The 15,772-nt window shown below is 69.1% G+C and carries 15 protein-coding genes and 1 pseudogene; 7 read left to right on the top strand and 9 right to left on the bottom strand.

Annotated elements, in window-relative coordinates:
* Positions 1 to 15 precede the first annotated feature (15 nt).
* The 4 genes from MXA07_RS17230 to MXA07_RS17245 all read right to left on the bottom strand — a co-directional run bounded on the left by MXA07_RS17230 (position 16) and on the right by MXA07_RS17245 (position 7,160).
* Complete coding sequence (locus MXA07_RS17230; protein ID WP_247729826.1) at positions 16 to 942, bottom strand: ABC transporter ATP-binding protein; 927 nt, start codon at positions 940 to 942, stop codon at positions 16 to 18.
* Positions 943 to 944: 2 nt separating this feature from the next.
* Entirely contained in the window at positions 945 to 2,117 is a 1,173-nt protein-coding gene (locus tag MXA07_RS17235; RefSeq protein WP_247729827.1) for a FecCD family ABC transporter permease, read from the bottom strand.
* 2 nt (positions 2,118 to 2,119) lie between these two features.
* A complete protein-coding gene (locus MXA07_RS17240) occupies positions 2,120 to 3,229 on the bottom strand; it encodes an ABC transporter substrate-binding protein (RefSeq protein ID WP_247729828.1) in 1,110 nt (369 codons plus the stop codon).
* Between the two features lie 151 nt (positions 3,230 to 3,380).
* Entirely contained in the window at positions 3,381 to 7,160 is a 3,780-nt protein-coding gene (locus tag MXA07_RS17245; RefSeq protein WP_247729829.1) for a PAS domain S-box protein, read from the bottom strand.
* Positions 7,161 to 7,378: 218 nt separating this feature from the next.
* On the opposite strand from MXA07_RS17245, the gene MXA07_RS17250 reads away from it, so the two are divergent.
* The 3 genes and pseudogenes from MXA07_RS17250 to MXA07_RS17260 all read left to right on the top strand — a co-directional run bounded on the left by MXA07_RS17250 (position 7,379) and on the right by MXA07_RS17260 (position 9,516).
* The gene (locus MXA07_RS17250; RefSeq protein WP_247729830.1) at positions 7,379 to 7,738 is read left to right on the top strand and encodes a DUF7344 domain-containing protein; all 360 of its coding nucleotides are present in this window, start codon (positions 7,379 to 7,381) and stop codon (positions 7,736 to 7,738) included.
* A gap of 651 nt (positions 7,739 to 8,389) precedes the next feature.
* A pseudogene (locus MXA07_RS18355) lies at positions 8,390 to 8,455 on the top strand (hypothetical protein); the annotation flags it as partial.
* Between the two features lie 359 nt (positions 8,456 to 8,814).
* On the top strand, positions 8,815 to 9,516 hold the full coding sequence (locus MXA07_RS17260) for a helix-turn-helix domain-containing protein (RefSeq protein WP_247729832.1): 702 nt from the start codon (positions 8,815 to 8,817) through the stop codon (positions 9,514 to 9,516).
* 5 nt (positions 9,517 to 9,521) lie between these two features.
* Here MXA07_RS17260 and MXA07_RS17265 read toward each other — a convergent pair whose 3' ends face one another.
* Entirely contained in the window at positions 9,522 to 10,055 is a 534-nt protein-coding gene (locus MXA07_RS17265; RefSeq protein WP_247729833.1) for a HalOD1 output domain-containing protein, read from the bottom strand.
* 215 nt (positions 10,056 to 10,270) lie between these two features.
* Between MXA07_RS17265 and MXA07_RS17270 the strand changes: the two genes are divergently transcribed.
* The 3 genes from MXA07_RS17270 (at position 10,271) to merB (ending at position 12,961) form a co-directional block, all read left to right on the top strand.
* Positions 10,271 to 11,320 carry an ABC transporter ATP-binding protein gene (locus MXA07_RS17270; protein WP_247729834.1) on the top strand — a complete coding sequence of 350 codons (1,050 nt, stop codon included), beginning with the start codon at positions 10,271 to 10,273 and terminating at the stop codon, positions 11,318 to 11,320.
* On the top strand, positions 11,317 to 12,213 hold the full coding sequence (locus tag MXA07_RS17275; protein WP_247729835.1) for an ABC transporter permease subunit: 897 nt from the start codon (positions 11,317 to 11,319) through the stop codon (positions 12,211 to 12,213). The genes MXA07_RS17270 and MXA07_RS17275 overlap by 4 nt, the downstream gene beginning before the upstream one ends.
* A 97-nt stretch (positions 12,214 to 12,310) precedes the next feature.
* Positions 12,311 to 12,961, top strand: a complete 651-nt coding sequence (gene merB / locus MXA07_RS17280; RefSeq protein ID WP_247729836.1) for an organomercurial lyase — start codon at positions 12,311 to 12,313, stop codon at positions 12,959 to 12,961.
* Between the two features lie 63 nt (positions 12,962 to 13,024).
* Here merB and MXA07_RS17285 read toward each other — a convergent pair whose 3' ends face one another.
* Complete coding sequence (locus tag MXA07_RS17285) at positions 13,025 to 13,660, bottom strand: helix-turn-helix domain-containing protein (RefSeq protein ID WP_247729837.1); 636 nt, start codon at positions 13,658 to 13,660, stop codon at positions 13,025 to 13,027.
* Positions 13,661 to 13,988: 328 nt separating this feature from the next.
* On the opposite strand from MXA07_RS17285, the gene MXA07_RS17290 reads away from it, so the two are divergent.
* On the top strand, positions 13,989 to 14,468 hold the full coding sequence (locus tag MXA07_RS17290; RefSeq protein ID WP_247729838.1) for a hypothetical protein: 480 nt from the start codon (positions 13,989 to 13,991) through the stop codon (positions 14,466 to 14,468).
* An 83-nt stretch (positions 14,469 to 14,551) separates the two neighbouring features.
* Here MXA07_RS17290 and MXA07_RS17295 read toward each other — a convergent pair whose 3' ends face one another.
* The 3 genes from MXA07_RS17295 to MXA07_RS17305 all read right to left on the bottom strand — a co-directional run bounded on the left by MXA07_RS17295 (position 14,552) and on the right by MXA07_RS17305 (position 15,744).
* Positions 14,552 to 14,917 (bottom strand): cupin domain-containing protein, encoded by a 366-nt coding sequence (locus MXA07_RS17295; protein WP_247729839.1) that lies wholly within the window; start codon positions 14,915 to 14,917, stop codon positions 14,552 to 14,554.
* A gap of 202 nt (positions 14,918 to 15,119) precedes the next feature.
* Positions 15,120 to 15,314 carry a cold-shock protein gene (locus tag MXA07_RS17300; RefSeq protein ID WP_004267330.1) on the bottom strand — a complete coding sequence of 65 codons (195 nt, stop codon included), beginning with the start codon at positions 15,312 to 15,314 and terminating at the stop codon, positions 15,120 to 15,122.
* Positions 15,315 to 15,534: 220 nt separating this feature from the next.
* Complete coding sequence (locus MXA07_RS17305) at positions 15,535 to 15,744, bottom strand: hypothetical protein (RefSeq protein WP_247729840.1); 210 nt, start codon at positions 15,742 to 15,744, stop codon at positions 15,535 to 15,537.
* Between the last annotated feature and the right edge of the window lie 28 nt (positions 15,745 to 15,772).

Genomic DNA, 15,772 nt, shown 5'->3' on the forward strand with positions numbered 1-15,772 from the left:
TATAGACCCGAGGGCTCACTCCTCGACGGCGCGGTGGGGGAGGATCGTCGGCCCCGATTCGCCGTAGCCGACCGAGGCGACGACGCCGAACACCTCCTCGAGGAGGACGTCCGTGACGACCTCGTCCGGGGGCCCCCAGTCGTAGACCGAGCCCTCTTTGAGCGCGACGAGGTTGTCGGCGTACCGGGCCGCCTGGCCGATGTCGTGGAGGACGATGCCGACGGTCACGTCGTGATCGGCCGAGAGGCGTTCGACCACGTCGAGCACGCGCAGCTGGTGGTGCAGGTCGAGGTACGTCGTCGGCTCGTCGAGGAGCAGGACGTCCGTCTCCTGGGCGAGGACCATGGCGACCCAGACGAGTTGCTTCTGGCCGCCGCTCAGCGAGTCGAGGTCGGCCGAGCGCAGGTGCTCGATCCCGACGCGTTCGATCGCGCGTTCGATGGCCGCGCGGTCCGCGTCGTCCGGCCCCTCGAAGAACCCGCGGTAGGGGTACCGGCCGTGATCGAGCAACTCCTCGACGCTGATCGATCCCGGCGAGTCGCGCTCCTGGGAGAGCAGCCCCACGTGACGGGCGAACTCCTTGTTCCCGAACGACCGGACGTCGGTGTCGTCGAACAGTACTTCCCCAGCCTCGGGCTCGAGCTGGCGGGCGAGCGCTCGCAGCAGGGTCGACTTGCCGCTGCCGTTCGGACCGACCAGTGCGGTCACCTCGCCGGCCGGGAGGTCGATCCGCTCGACCTCGACGATCGGCTCGTCGGTCGACGGATAGCCGAGGGCGAGCGAGTCACCGACGAGCTGGCTGGCCGTTCCGGTCCCGTCCGCGTCGGACGGCTGGCGATCGCCCGTCTCCGCTGCGGCCCGACCGTCGGGCCGGTCCGGGTCCTCGGCGGGTGGTTCGGAGTCGGTACGGTCGGTCTCTCGGTGGTGAAGTGGTTCGGACACGGTTAGAGTTCACCCAGGTTGGTGCGTCGACGCATCAGGTAGACGAAGTAGGTGCCGCCGATGATGCCGGTCACGACGCCGACCGGCAGCTGGACCGGCGTGTCGACGAGCAACTGGGCGCCCAGGCGGGCGCCGACGTCGGCGACGACCAGCAGCGCCGGCCCGACGAAACAACAGCCCACCAGCAGCCGCCAGTGGGAGCTCCCGACGATCGTCCGCACCATGTGCGGGACGATGAGGCCGACGAAGGCGACGACGCCGGCGACCGCGATGGCCGAGGACGCCGCCAGGATCGCCACCGCCGACAGGCCGAAGCGGATCCGCTCGACCGACATCCCCAGCGCGGACGCGGTCTCCTCGCCCAGCGAGAGGACGTCGAGCTGCCGCGCGCCGGCGATCGACAGGGCGATCGTGGCGACCGTCCACGGGAAGACGATGCGAACCTCGCCCCAGCCCGCGCCGGTCAGCGACCCCATCGTCCAGTTGATCGCCGTCTTGAACGTCGTGACGTCCTCGGCGAACGTGTAGGCGGCGTGCTGGAGCGACGTGCAGATGTAGGCGATGACGATGCCGGCGAGGACGAGTCTGACGGGGCTGGTGCCGCCCTTCCAGGCGATCGTGTAGACGACGAGGAACGCCGCTGCGCCGCCGAGGCCCGCGAGCAGCGGCAGCGAACCCGCCAGCCCGGGGGCGAACACCAGCGCCAGGATGACGACGAACGCGGCCCCGTTGGTGACCCCGAGCGTGTAGGGACTCGCCAACTCGTTCCGGGTGACCGCCTGGAAGATGGTGCCGCTGACCGCGAAGTTGAGTCCGACCATGATGCCGACCAGCACGCGCGGAATCCGGTGGTGCCAGACGACCTTCGTGTTCCGCGCCAGCTCCGGTAGCTGGTAGCTCTCCGGGACGAACAGCAGCGTTCGCATCAGGTCCTCACCGAGGAACAGCGAGAGGAGGACGTGCGGGTCGTACCAGACGTCGGCGTCCAGCAGCGCGAACCAGACCTCGCGCAGCGACATGCTGTAGTCGCCGAATCGAACCTGTATCACGAGCCCGGTCACGACGAGCGCGAGGCTGCCGAGGACGACGGCCGCGAGGCTCGGGTCGAGCCGACGGAGTCGGTCCGCCAGCGCGGGCGGGCGAGCCGATTCCGCCCCCGATGCCGGGCCGGCCATGGTCAGGCGTCGCCCGTGACGATGTCTCCGACCCGATCGCGGTCGAAGAGAGGTCCGTCGAACCGATCGGGGAACAGTTCACCCGCGACCCGCTCGAGCGTAAACAGGTGCGAGATCGGACCGAGGTAGACCGGCCCGGCCCGGTACACGCGGCCCGCCTCGACGGCCGTCAAATCCCCGCCGAGACCGTGGTCTTCCATGTACGCGACCGTCGTGGATTCGAACTCGTCTCGGCTCTTGTGTTCGTGACCCCGGAGGAAGATGACGTCCGGATCGACATCGAGCAGCGTCTCGTAGCCGATCTGCGTGCGGTTGTTCGTGCTGATCCCCTCGACCCCGGTCCCCGCGAACGCGTCCTCGAGCCCCAGGTCGCGGAAGTGTTTGGAATCGACGCCGCCGCCGTCGATCCGGCCCGGGGAGAACTGGTCGGGCTCCTCGCCGCCGTAGATCGCGACGGCGTTCGGGCGCTCCGACGCGGGCGGTAGCGCCGCGTCGACGCTCTCGAGGATCTCGTCGTGATACGCCGAGAACGCCTCGTAGCGATCCTCGCGCTGGAATACCTTGGCGATCTTCTCGAACGCCTCGTACAGCGTGTAGTACTCGTAATCGTGCCACGAGTCGGTGCGCCTGAAGATCGTGTTGCCGACGAACGGGGCGATCGAGGCGATCTCGTCGACGTCGTCGGCGTCGAGCGAGCCGAAGTTGTACTCGAACCAGTTGGGATCGACCAGGTGGACGTCGACGTCCAGATCGTAGAAGCGTTCGACGTCGATGCCGTCGTCCCACAGTTGCGCGAGTTCGTCCCCGCTCGTGTACGGAATCCCGAGCTCGTCGAAGTTCCCGGTGAGGAATCGACCCTTGTTTCCGACGGCCCGGAGCCCGTCGCCGACGCCGAGGGCGACGCCCATCTCCGCGTAGGTCGATTCGTAGCTGAGGTACGTCTCCGGTACCGAGTCGAACTCGACGGTTCCGACGGGCGCCATCGACACCTCGTAGGGGTCGGCGTCGCCGTTCGAATCATCGCCGTCCTCGGTTCCACTCACACAGCCAGCCAGCAGCGAAGCCGCCGCCGCGGACGCGGCGAGCGTCTCCCGTCGCGATGTCGGTCTCATCGTTGCGGTTTAGGTTTGCCTAATAGTTGAAAAGCGCGTCGATTTGGGTCGTCCTAACCCAACGAGGAGTTCGACCGCGATCCGAGACTGACGGCGAAGGCGGGAAGCAACCCGCAACGGCCGCCAGTCGACGGCGATCCCGCGACGATCCCTACACCCGGGCGGCGTCGAACACGGCGTCGAACACCTTCCGCTGGGCCTTCCGGAGGTGCTGGTGGAAGGTCGCCGGGGCGATGTCGAGGGAGGCGGCCACGTCCTCGCCCGATCGCTCTCGCGGCCAGTCGAAGTATCCCGCGTGGTGAGCCGTCTCCAGGGTCCGTCGCTGCTGGTCGGAGAGCGACGAGAGGACGTGCGTACTCGGCATCTCGACCTCCGGTTCGCGGGTGACCTGCCGCCGTCGCCGCAGGTCGACGTCGGGATAGGACGCCTCGAGCGTCTCGACCACCCGACGGACGTCGACGCTCGGCGCGAGTTGCACTCGAACCAGGCAGTCGCCGTCCTCGATGACGGTGCGTTCGGCGCGGCCGCCGAACGAGGCGACGGTCGAGAGGATCGGCGGTTCCGAGAGCCGCGCCTCGAACGTCGGCTCGGTCTCGCCCGTGATCGCGAGGGACTCCCAGAACGGCAGCGAGTCGGCGAGCGTCTCGAGCGCGTCGACGGCCTCGGGCGTCGTCGATCCGAAGACGAGGAAGTCCTCGTCCATCGGCATCGCGTGGTCGATCTCGATCCGACCAGCCGCCTCGGCCTCCGCCTCGAACGTCTCGAAGATGTCGCGGATCTCGAACTCGAGTTCGACGAGTTCGTCGCTCATCAGGGCCCGCTTGCGCTCCGCGGCCGCGATCGCGTGGCCGACGATCGAACCGAGTTGCGCGAGGAGATCGCCCACCCGGCCCTCGAAGGCCCGCGGACGATCGGCGTAGACGTTCAACACCCCGTAGATAGTCCCCTCGTCGACGATCGGGACCGCGGCCGAGGAGCGAACGTCGTGCCCGTCGATCGCCTCGCGCCAGGGCTCGAACCGGTCCTCGGTGGCGAGGTCGGTCGACGTCCGTAACTCGCCGGTCCGGAACGCGCGGCCGGTGGGGCCGTCGGCTCGCTCGTCGGCCGGATCGATCGAGATCGTGACGTCCTCGAGGTAGTCCGTCTCGCCGTCGGCGGTGCGAACGCTGACGGTCCGGCTGGTCGCGTCCGCCTCGCCGATCCAGGCGAGGCGGTACGAGGTCGCGTCGGCGAGGTGCGCACACACCGTCTCCTCGATCTCCGCGCGCGTCGACTGCTCGATGACGTCGACCGTGATCTCGCGCAGCACCGCGTAGAGGTCGTTCATCGATGCCAGCTGCTCGCGCTGGTGGACCAGCGCTTGCTCCCGTTCGTGACGGTCGATCGCCGACGCCAGGATCGTCGCGACGGACTGGACGAACGCCACGTCGTGATCGGCGACCGAGCCCTCGCTCGCGTCGGCGGCCACGAGCACGCCCCAGGGGTCGTCCGCGGGGCCGACGGGCGTCGCGACGACGCGTTCCGCGTCGCGGTCGGCCGCCCACGCCGCGAATCGGTCGTCGCCAGCGACGTCCTCGACGACGATCGGATCGCCGGTCTCGAACGCGCGGGTCGCCGGTCCCCGCTCGTCGACGTCCCTGGCGGCCTCGGCGGCAGCCTCGGCCGGCTCGCCGGCCCACCGGGAGACGCCGAGCGCGTCGGATTCCTCGTCGTGCTCGAGGACGACGCACCGATCGATCCCGAGCGTCTCGACGACGCGGTCCGCGGCGTCCGCGAGCACCGACGAGAGGTCGGCCGCGTCGACCGCCCGCTGGCCGAGATCGGCGACGGCGCTCTGCTGGTCGACCTGTCGTCGGAGCCGTCGCTCGCGTTCGACGCGCTCGCTGACGTCGCGGACGACGCCGACCTTCCAGACGGCGCCGTCGGCGCGTTCGAGCGGGGAGAACCGACTCTCCGCCCGCAGCGTGGTCCCGTCGGCCCGCTCGATGTCCGCCTCGAGGACGGCGCTGCCACCGCCGCTCTCGGCGAGCGCGGCGACGCGTTCGAACGAGTCGTCCGTCACGTCCTCGGAGACGACGAGCGAACTCGGGGCGCCGAGCAATTCGTCGCGGTCGTAGCCCGTCATCTCCACGTAGGCGTCGTTGACCGAGGTGAATCGAAACTCGTCGTCGAGGACGTAGATGCCGTCGCTGACGGTCTCGACGATCGTCTCGTAGCGCTTCAGTTCCCGCTCTCGCTCGATTCGCTCCGTGACGTCCCGGACGACGCCGACGCGCTCGTAGCCGTCGTCGGTCTCCATGAGCGAGAAGGTCGCCTCGCCGATCAGGGAGTCGCCGTCGGCGTCGGTGAGTTCCGCCCGGATCGACCCCGTCTCTCGCTCGCCGGCCGCCAGCTCCGATTCCAGTTCCGCGGCCCGTTCGAGCACCGCCTCGTCGTCGATTACGGTCGAGACGTCCGCGCCGAGCAGTTCCTCGCGACCGTGGCCGGCCATCGCCTCGTAGGGTTCGTTGACCAGCGTGAACGCGCCGTCCTGGTCGACGGCGTAAATTCCCTCCTGGACCGTCTCGACGATGGTTTCGTAGCGTTCGAGCTCGCGTTCGCGCGCCTTGCGCTCGGTGACGTCGCGAACGTAGATCGACAGGCCGGAGTCGGACGGGTAGACGCGCACGTCGAACCAGGTATCGAGGGGTTCGTAGTACTGCTCGAACGAGGTCGTCTCTCCCGTCGAGCGGGCCGTCTCGAACGCGTCGGTGTCGAACTGCGCCGGGTCGAAGGCGTTCCAGACGTACTCGCCGGTGAGTTCGCTGACCTCGCGGCCGAGTAACGACGCCGCCCGTTCGTTGACGTAGACGAAGCGCAGCGACTCGTCGAGGGCGACGAACCCGTCGTCGATCCGCGTGAAGACGTCGTCGAGCTCCGCGCGCAACTCGTCTCGCTGGCGTTCGAGCTGGTCGGCCTGGGCCTTGAGCTGGGTGATATCCTCGCCGGTCGTCACGACGCGTTTGATGTCGCCGTCCTCGTCGCGCACGGGCGCGGCGTTGACCGAGAGCCACCGCGACCCGCCGCCGGGAACCTCGACGCGAGCCTGCCAGTCGTACACCGCCTCCCCCGTCGACAGGACCCGCGACGCCGGATGATCCGCGACGGAAACCGGCTCCCCGTCGACGTCGTAGACCGGCCGGTCACCGGGGTCGTACCCGGACGCTTCGTCGTCGTCGATCTCGAGGATCTCCCTCGCTCGATCGTTGATACGCGTGATCTCGCCGTCGGGATCGACGACCATCGTTCCGACGGGGTTCGTCTCGAGGATCCGTTCGACGAGGTCGCGCTCGCGCTGGAGGCGTCGTTCCTGTTCGCGTCGCTCGGTCATGTCCCGGGTCACCTTCGCGAACCCGTCGAGATCGCCGTCCGCGTCGCGGATCGCCGTGATCGTGACGTTCGCCCAGAAGCGCGAGCCGTCGGCGCGAACCCGCCAGCCCTCGTCCTCGACGACGCCCTCGTCGGCCGTCCGCGCCAGGTTGTCGGCCGGCACGCCCGCCTCGCGGTCCTCGTCCGTGTAGAACGCCGAGAAGTGTTCGCCCAGGATTTCCTCGGCGGCGTAGCCCTTGATGCGCTCGGCGCCGGGGTTCCAGCTCCGGACGTGACCGTCCGCGTCGAGCGTGAAGATGGCGTACTCGTCGACCGCTTCGACGAGCCGGCGGAACTCCTCGCCCTCGCCGTCGTCGTCCGAACGCCACCAGACGCGGGCGTTCGCCCCGACCTTCTTCGTCTCGAGGCGATCGTGATCGACGAGTCGCTCCAGTCGCGCGTAGGTACTTCGTCGGCCGAGATCGAGCTGCTCCGCGACTTCCGGCGTCGTCCGGGGTTCCTCGGAGCGCTCGAAGACGGCCAGGGTTTCCCGAAGCGACGGGGTCAGCGAACCGGGATCCATGCCCGAACGAACCGCCACACGAACACAAGAAAGTTCCGTCGACGGAGGCGACTACTCGCGTAACCGAAGCGATTCGAGTCGGAGAGCTATCATACGTAGCTGAATAGCTTTCTGCGATCACTTCGGCAATCACCGCCGAGCGAACCTACACAGCTCTAGTGATCACTTAGGGGGCCGAACGTCTTCTACACGAGGTAGCCGACGCCGACGTGATACCCATGAGTGACACACTACACGAGTCCGGGGTCGACGGAGAGAACTGGTCGAACGCGGTCGATCTCACCGCCGCGGAGCGCCACCGCCTCCTCGCAGTCGATCGACGGCGGATCGCCATCGCCGTGCTCGAGGGCCGGGTGACGTCGATCGATCTCGAGACTCTGGCCGGCGAGATCGCCGACCGAGAAGCGTCGACGGAACCGCCGTCGGCCGACCGGGCGACGACCATCTCCGTCGAACTCCACCACAACCACCTCCCCCGCCTGGCCGGCCACGACATCGTTCGGTACGACCCGGTCGCCCAGGTCGTCCACCCGAACGGGGTGACGATCGACGAGCCCGACGCACCGCATCGTGAGTGATCGCCGACGTCCGCGTGGGCGCCCCGTCGGGGTGAGTGCCCGCTCGTCTCCGCCACGCATCTACCTTGATCCTCGCCCGCGAGAACGCGCCCAGCAGCTTCGAACGCGTCGGTCACGAGCACGTTTATCAGCGGACACGGCAATACCACGGGGCTTGACCCCGAGGCGATTCACCGGGTTGCCACGCCGTGTCACGCCCATGCGATCGCGCCACCGCTTCCGTCTGGCGATCGGCCTGATCGGCCCCGCCGCGCTGGTCGCCCCGTCTCCCGAAGCGGCTGGCGATTCACTGGAACGCCGCTGGCGGGCCGGACGGGACGATGGCCGCCGTCCCCGTCCTGGCGTTGCTCCCGGCGCTCGCGTCGGTGCTCGTCGGACTGCTCGCCGTGCTCCCCTTGATCGACCCGCTCGGCGCGAACGTCGAATCGTTCCGGCTCCACTACGACTGGTTCGTCGTCGCGCTGGCCGCGTTCCTGTCGATCATCCACGTCGGGATCGTCGGCTTCAACCTCGGCCACGAGTTCGACTTCGCGCTGCTCGTGCTGGCGGCGGTCGCGGTCCTGTTGTACTACGTCGGCGTGCTCCTCACCCACGCCGAGCGCAACTGGTTCGTCGGCGTCCGGAGCCCCCTGGACGCTGCACTCCGCGGCGGTGTGGGATCGAACCAACGCGCTAGCCGGCCGCCTGTTCAAACTCACCGCCGGCGTCACGCTCGTCGGCCTCGCCTTCGGCGACCTGGCGATCAACTTCCTCCCGGTCCCGACGGTCGCGACCGCCGTCGGAACGTCCGCCTACTCCCATTACCTGTCCGAGCGACTCGACGACCTCGGGGGAGTCGGGCCCGACGTGAGTCGCCTTCGGGGCAGTTCGGTTCGCCGGCGAACCCCGCCGGTGACAGCTCTTCCTCGGGCGATCCACCCGGATCGTACCGTACTCGGCCCGGACGATCCGCTTCGCCTCCGCCCGACCGCGACGACGTCGCCGACCGCCAGCGCCTCCCGGCCGACCGACGTTCACGGACCCTCACAAGAATTCGGCCGAAGGGCCTTACGGAAACCGGGCTATCGTCCGAGTGAATGTCAGATTCGACTCCCGGTGGTGCCCCCGGACGGGTCGTCGAGATCGAACTTCGCCTGCGGGATCCGTCGTACCCCTTCGTCGGCGCCTCGGACGCGGCCTCCTGCCGCGTCGCGCTCGCGAAACTGCTCCCCCGTCCCGACGATCGCTACGCCGAGTACTTCACCGTCAGCGACGACGCCGACGGCCGGATCGAGACGGCCGTCGCACAGCTCGAGACGGTCTCTGCCGCGCGGTTGGAGACGAGCGAGGGACGCTGCCTCTACGAATTTCTCGTTTCCGGCGACTGTCCCGCCGTGGACTTGGCCAAACGCGGCGCGTTGCCCCGCCAGGTGATCGGTGACGACGGGCAGGGTCGGATCGTCGCGGAGGTCCCCGCGCGGTACGATGCCGGCGCGATCATGGCGGGCTTTCTCTCCGCACACCCGGACGCGGCGGCCGTATCGAAGCGAGAGAAGGCGTCTATCGAGCCGCTCTTCGCCCGGTCGGCGATTCCCCGGTTGCTACGATCGACCCTGACGGATCGCCAGCGGGAGGTGCTCGAAATGGCCTTCGAGATGGGGTACTACGACTGGCCGCGCCGCCATACCGGGAGCGAAATCGCCGATCGACTCGGAATCAGTTCCGCCACGTTCTCCGAGCACATCAGCGCCGCGGAACGGAAGCTCCTGGCGGCGATCTTCGAGGACGGGGCCGCCTAGCCCATTCACTGACGGTCGGCAGATGCGGAATCAGCCCCGTCGCGTTCGGCGACGAGCTCGACGACCGTCCGGCCGTCGGCGTACAGCGTGACCTCGCACGACTCGTAGCGAAATGAGAGTTGGAGTGACCCGTTCCCGCCGCGACGGTCGCCGTCGAAGAGCCGATCGAGAGCGTCCGGGTCGACGGTCTCGTACAGCGGCGCGAGATGCAGCGGCTCCCTATCCAATGCGCAGGCGACGGCCCGTATGACACTCCGGGTCGCTCGCTCGTTCGGGGAGCGCTCGTCGGTGACGGAGCGCGAATCGCCGCCGTCGCTACGGGTGCCTCGGGTGTCGTCTGATTGCATGTAGGGGATCAGTCTGTTCGATCGAAACTCACCAGCGTCCAGCCCTTGAAGGGACACCCTCGACGTCGAGGGGGAGCGAACCGAACCGAACTTTTTGCGCGGCGGGTTCGCCTCCGGCGAACCGCTTGCGCAAAAACTTCGATGAAAAAGGCCGACGGCTCGGCCTCCGGCCTCGCCGTCGGTGATCGACATTGCACAACCCGCACAGCAACAGCCACCGCATAGCCCGCACAGCACCACTCACCGGGGGAGCGGCGATAGGAGCCGAACGGCGCCGTTCCCTCACAGCGAAACCGACACGCTCGCGACGCTGGCGAGTCGGTTTCGAGAGTGGAGCCGAACAGCCGTTCAAGGGTCCCAGTGGACTGGGCACAGCGGTCTGGGTGCGCGGACCCCTTCGTCCGGACATGGCACGGCGACCGATCGAGGGGACCGAAGACGTCCCCTTCGCTATCGAGACGCACGGGCTGGGAAAGGACTACGGGGCGGGCGAGGATCGCGTGACGGCCGTCGCGGGGCTCGACCTGACCGTCGAGCGCGGCGAGGTGTTCGGTCTGCTGGGGCCGAACGGCGCGGGGAAGTCGACGACGATCGACGTGCTCCTGGGACTCGCACGCCCGACGGCGGGGCGCGCGTCGGTGCTCGGCCACGACGCGGAAACCGAGCGGCAGGCGATTCGCGAGCGGATCGGCGTCCTGCCGGAGGGGCTGGGACTCTACGACCGCCTCACCGGGCGACGACACCTCGAACTCGCGATCGAGTGGGCCGACGCGACGGACGACCCAGACGCCCTGCTCGAACGCGTCGGACTGGCCGACGCGGACGCGGCCAGACCGGCCGCCGAGTACTCGACCGGGATGGCCCAGCGACTCGCGCTGGCGATGGCGTTGATCGGCGAGCCGGACCTCCTCGTCCTCGACGAACCGTCGTCGGGGCTCGATCCGCACGGGATCAAGCGCCTGCGGTCGATCATCCGCGAGGAAGCCGAACGCGGGGCGACGGTGGTGTTTTCGAGCCACGTCCTCGGGCAGGTCGAGGCCGTCTGCGATCGCGTCGCGATCCTGGCCGACGGGGAACTGGTCGCCGTCGATCCGATCGACGACCTCCGCCGCGCCGTCGGCCGCGGCAGCGAGTTGCGACTGCGGATCCCCGAGGCGCCGTCGATCGACGTCGACGGAATGGAAGGCGTCGCGGCGACCCGCTACGCCGACGGGACGCTCATCGTCGAAACGTCCGAGCCGGCGGCCAAGGCCGACGTCGTCACCCGCCTCGCCGCGACCGACGTTCCGATTCTCGACATCGACGCCTCCGACCCCTCGCTGGAGGCGGTCTTCACCGCCTACACGAGGGGGACCGCGGGCGCGGCCGATCGGCCGTTCCACGAGCCGGAACGCGCACCGTCGGCCGAGGCGCGGCGCGACGAACCGGCCGGCCACCCGGAGGTGGCCGGCGAATGACGGCGACCTGGCGCAAGGTCGCGCGGAAAGACGTCGAGGACGGCGTGCGCTCGAAGGTGTTCTGGGGAATTACGGGCACCTTCGTCGCGTTCGTCGTCACGTCCCTGCTCGCGGCCGAGGAACTGGTCCGCGGCGCGGAGACCGTCACCCCGGAGATCGCGCTGGCCGGCGTCGCCATGCTGGCCCAGCTGTTCGTCCCCGGCGTCGCCCTCGTCGCCGGCTACACGGCCGTGACCGGCGAACTCCGGTCGGGGAGTCTGCGGGTCCTCCTCGGCTTCCCGTTCACCCGGGGCGCGATCGTCGGCGGCAAGCTCGTCGGGCGGGCCGCCCTCACGCTGGCCGGACTGGCGGTCGGGCTCGGCGTCTCGGCCGCTCTCGTCGTCGGGCTCTACGGCGTACCGCCGCTCGGCAGGACCGTCGGCTTCGTCGCCGCCACGGCCCTGCTGGGTGTCGTCTTCACAGCCCTGGCGGTGGGCGGGTCGGCCCTCGCGTCGACGCGAGGGCGAGCGATGAGCCTGACCGTCACTCCCTTCGTGGCCGCGGTGTTCTTCTGGAAACCCGCGGTCGTCGGGCTCTACTACGCCGTCTCCGGAACGCTCCCCGGCGTCGAAGTGACGCGGTGGTACCTGTTCCTGATCCGACTCAACCCGCTCGAGGCCTACCGCGTCCTCGCCGGTCGCGTCCTCGACGAACCGGTCCAGGCGGTGCCGTACCTGCCGCTCGAGGACCTGCCGACGGGCGCCGTCGCCGCCCGGTACGGCGCCGAAGCCCGACTCGCGGGCGAGGTTCCGTGGTACCTGGGTGACTGGATGGCGATCGCGGTCCTGCTCGCCTGGGGACTCCTCCCGCTCGCGATCGGCTACCGATCGTTCGCCCGGCGCGACCTCGGTTGAAGGCGGCGAGCCGGGTCGCCGCCGAGGGGGCGACCCGAAAAAGGGGCCCAGCCGGCTGGGAGATACGCCCCTGGCCGTGGCCGCCGTCGGGTCGTCCATGCCGACCGACGACCGCCACTGTTGCGACGACGCACCGAACGCGGACCGAACGGGAGCGACGACGGAGTCCGATGCGGGCGGTGGATCCGGAGCGCCGGTCGATCGCGCGGCCCTCGACGTCGACCTCCCGCGGGACCTGCGACGGTCCCTGGAGGGGTTCCTCGGCGTGGAGTCCGTCACCACGCTCCGCGAGTGGGCCCGCGAAATACGCCGGGGCGTCGGCGGCTCGATCACCCGCTCGGACCTCTGTCACGCCGACGCGGAGACCGACCACTGGGGCGAGCTCGACGGCGAGCGGTACTACTTCGCCTGCTTCTACGACGCCGTCGTGCTCGCGGCCCTGGCCGACGGACCGGTCGACGTTCGAACGCGCAGCCCCGAAGGAACGGTCGTACGCGCGCGGGCCGTCGGCACCGACGAACTGCGCGCCAGGCCCGAGCGCGCGGTCTTCTCGCTCGGCGTGGCCGCCGACGCGACGGCCGGAACGGACGGACCGACGCGCGCCGAAACCTACGCGGCGGTCTGTCCGTACGTGCAAGCGTTTCCGACGCGGGCTGCCTACGAGCGGTGGGCGGCGTCGGTCGACGCGGCGACCGTGGGGCTGCCGCTCGACGGCGCAACCGCGTTCGCCGAGGCGCTGACGCGGTGACGGCGCCGGCGAATCCTCGTTCGAAACCGGCGAGATCGTTCGCGCGACGCGGTGACGAACCGGCTACTCGAACAGCCGAGCCAGCAGGTTCCGTTCCGCGCGCTGGAGGTGCTCGGAGACGGTCGAGTCGTCAAGGTCGAGTTCGGCGGCGACGTCCGTCGTCGCGGCCGTTCGCGGCACGTCGTAGTACCCCAGTTCGAACGCCGTCCGCAACACCTCGCGCTGGCGGTCGGTCAGCGCGTCGAGCGGCCCGGATCGGCCCTCGTAGGCGGTGAGGCGGCGAAGATCCGGCGAGACGCCCGCGGCCGCGTAGCCGTCGATGGTCTCGGCGATGGACGCCTGCGGGCCGACGAGCGACAGCGTCGTCGCCTCGCCCGAGAGATCCGGGTCGCACGTCCCGACGAGGTCGGCGGCCGACGCCGCGACGTCCTCCGGGAGCGACGGCGCGGTGAAGGCGATCCGGTACACGTGGCCCGCGTCCGTCTCGTCGACGTAGTGCCAGTCGTCGACGGGGTCGAGGTCGGCGAGGCGCGACTCGTCGATCCGCGACTCGACCGTCACCCGGACGAGCGCGCCCGTCCCGTGACAGGCGAGTTCCTCCAGCTCGCGGAGCCCCGCCGCCTCGCAGCGGCCGACGAGCGCCTCGATCCCCATCGCCTCGTACGCGTCGTCGTCGACCGCGACGTCCGCTTCCCGCATGACGTGAATCGTTCGCGACCGTCCGAGGAAAACGTTCCGCCCAGTATGCTGGGTGTCGGCCGGCCGGCCCGCCGACGGTAGATGACAGCCACCAGAAGGGATATCAGACGGGGTTTCGACGCTCGATCCATGGAGAGCGTGCAGGTGACGTTCGACCTCGCCGATCGATCGGCCGAACGATCCTTCCTCAGGGCGTACATGATCGACGCCTGGGAGCGCTTCGAGGCCCACGACGGGTTCGACCGCGCGTGGTTCTGGTGCTTCGGGAGCACGGGCGGAGCACGGCCGGATCGAACTCGAGGGCGGCACGACCCTCGAGGGCGGCGGCGTGATCCTCGTGCTGAACGGCGAGTCCCTCGACCGCCTCGTCGAGGCCGAGCGATCCCACTGGGAGGCGGTGCGAGCGGACGGACCGCTCGAGGACTGGGAGACGAAATCCTTCGAACCGGCCTACGAGAGCGCGCGGGCGAAGTCGATCGAGAACTTCGGCGCCGTGGGCGGCGAGCGAGCCTACCGGCTCCGGCCGCTGGCCTCGCGGTTCACCCTCGACGTCCTCGCGGCGTTCGACGAAGACCTGCCGGCCGTCGGGGAATCGAGCGAGGCGAACCCGGTCCCGATCGGCTTCTGGGCGACGATCCACTACCTGATGAAGCAGAACGGCTACGACTGGTACGAGGAGATCGACGCCTGCACCGCCGCAATCGAGAACCGCCTGCGATCGCTCGCGGCCTTCCACGGCGAGGCCGCGGCTCGGGAGGCCCTCGACGACGCGCTGGCCGAGCTTCGAGACGTCGAACTGGACGCCTGAAGGTCGCTCTGGACGCCAGAGAGTCGAGCCGGCCGTTCTTGATGGCGGGCTCGGCGATCAGCGGCCGGTCGACGAGTGCGAGGTTACTCGACCAGCTCGATGGCGTCGTCGCCGTTGGGAACCGCACAGAGGAACGCGCCGTCCTCGTCGCTCTCGTTGCGATACCAGTGGGGGACGCCCGCCGGGATGAACAGCGAGTCGCCGGCGGAGACGGTGTGTTCCTCGCCGTCGATCCCGACGACGTACTCCCCGGCGAGGACGTACTGTTCGTGTTCGACCTCGTTCGTGTGCTCGGGTACCTCGCCGCCCGCTTCGAGCGTGAAGCGACGGATGGCGAAGTTCGGCGCCCCGTGTTCCTCGGCGACGAGGACGCCTTTCGCGAGGCCGTCTGCGGCCTCGACCGGTTCGTATTCGATCTCGTCGGCGCGTCGCAGGAGTGGCTCGGACATAGTCGACCGTACTCCGGTCGGCGCAAAAATTCGATCGGTCTCTGTGGCGACTCGATCGGTTCGACGCCGAACGACCCGTCGAACGTACGGCGAATTCGCCGCGGGGGATGGCTGCATCGAACCCGAAGTCCACGCGAGCGATCGCCGTCGCTACGGAACGAAAAATACTGCAGTCAAGTGCCGATACCTCAACGAATTCGCCTTACAGGCGCTCGACGTTCGTCGCGCGCGGGCCCTTGGGGGCCTGCTCGATTTCGAACTCGAGTTCCTGTCCTTCCTCAAGGTCCGGGCCGCCGATATCTTCCATGTGGAAGAATACGTCGTCGTCCGCGTCCTCAGTCTCGATGAATCCGTAGCCGCCAGTGTCGTTGAAGAAATCAACGGTTCCTTTCGCCATTGCTTCTGAACGGAGGAGCGTCGCACTGATAACCTTTCCGACTTCGAACGACGGGTGCGGGCTGGATTCCGTCGGCCCGGACGAGACGGTGAGGTCGGATGGGGCGATGGACGAGTAGCGAGAGCGTCGAGCCGGGCCGGTCGGGAGAGCCAGGTGCGGGTCGGACCTCGAAGTGGACCGGAGCGGTTCCGCGCCATCGGACCGCCACCGGCTCCCGTCCTCACGACGGAACGTACCGGTAGACCACCATCGCGATGACGTACGACGCCATGAACAGGCCGAAGCCGACGACGAAGCCGCCGAGTTCTCGCGTGCCGATTCCGGCCGGACGGACCAGCGCCAGCACGGCCAGCCCGACGCAAAAGCACGCGGCGACGAAGCCGCCGATCGCGAAGTAGAACGCCTCGTCCGATTCGAAGAGTGCACCCATCTCGTTCGGTCGTGTCTGGGCGGTGAAT

The sequence above is a fragment of the Halovivax limisalsi genome (assembly GCF_023093535.1).
GTDB classification, from domain to species: Archaea; Halobacteriota; Halobacteria; order Halobacteriales; family Natrialbaceae; genus Halovivax; species Halovivax limisalsi.

Bases quoted from the DNA above. Each gene is read 5' to 3' on its own strand.
- MXA07_RS17235 (WP_247729827.1), bottom strand. From the start codon at position 2,117: ATGGCCGGCCCGGCATCGGGGGCGGAATCGGCTCGCCCGCCCGCGCTG.
- MXA07_RS17240 (WP_247729828.1), bottom strand. From the start codon at position 3,229: ATGAGACCGACATCGCGACGGGAGACGCTCGCCGCGTCCGCGGCGGCG.
- MXA07_RS17245 (WP_247729829.1), bottom strand. From the start codon at position 7,160: ATGGATCCCGGTTCGCTGACCCCGTCGCTTCGGGAAACCCTGGCCGTC.
- MXA07_RS17250 (WP_247729830.1), top strand. From the start codon at position 7,379: ATGAGTGACACACTACACGAGTCCGGGGTCGACGGAGAGAACTGGTCG.
- MXA07_RS17260 (WP_247729832.1), top strand. From the start codon at position 8,815: ATGTCAGATTCGACTCCCGGTGGTGCCCCCGGACGGGTCGTCGAGATC.
- MXA07_RS17265 (WP_247729833.1), bottom strand. From the start codon at position 10,055: ATGTCGATCACCGACGGCGAGGCCGGAGGCCGAGCCGTCGGCCTTTTT.
- MXA07_RS17270 (WP_247729834.1), top strand. From the start codon at position 10,271: ATGGCACGGCGACCGATCGAGGGGACCGAAGACGTCCCCTTCGCTATC.
- MXA07_RS17275 (WP_247729835.1), top strand. From the start codon at position 11,317: ATGACGGCGACCTGGCGCAAGGTCGCGCGGAAAGACGTCGAGGACGGC.
- merB (WP_247729836.1), top strand. From the start codon at position 12,311: ATGCCGACCGACGACCGCCACTGTTGCGACGACGCACCGAACGCGGAC.
- MXA07_RS17285 (WP_247729837.1), bottom strand. From the start codon at position 13,660: ATGCGGGAAGCGGACGTCGCGGTCGACGACGACGCGTACGAGGCGATG.
- MXA07_RS17295 (WP_247729839.1), bottom strand. From the start codon at position 14,917: ATGTCCGAGCCACTCCTGCGACGCGCCGACGAGATCGAATACGAACCG.
- MXA07_RS17300 (WP_004267330.1), bottom strand. From the start codon at position 15,314: ATGGCGAAAGGAACCGTTGATTTCTTCAACGACACTGGCGGCTACGGA.
- MXA07_RS17305 (WP_247729840.1), bottom strand. From the start codon at position 15,744: ATGGGTGCACTCTTCGAATCGGACGAGGCGTTCTACTTCGCGATCGGC.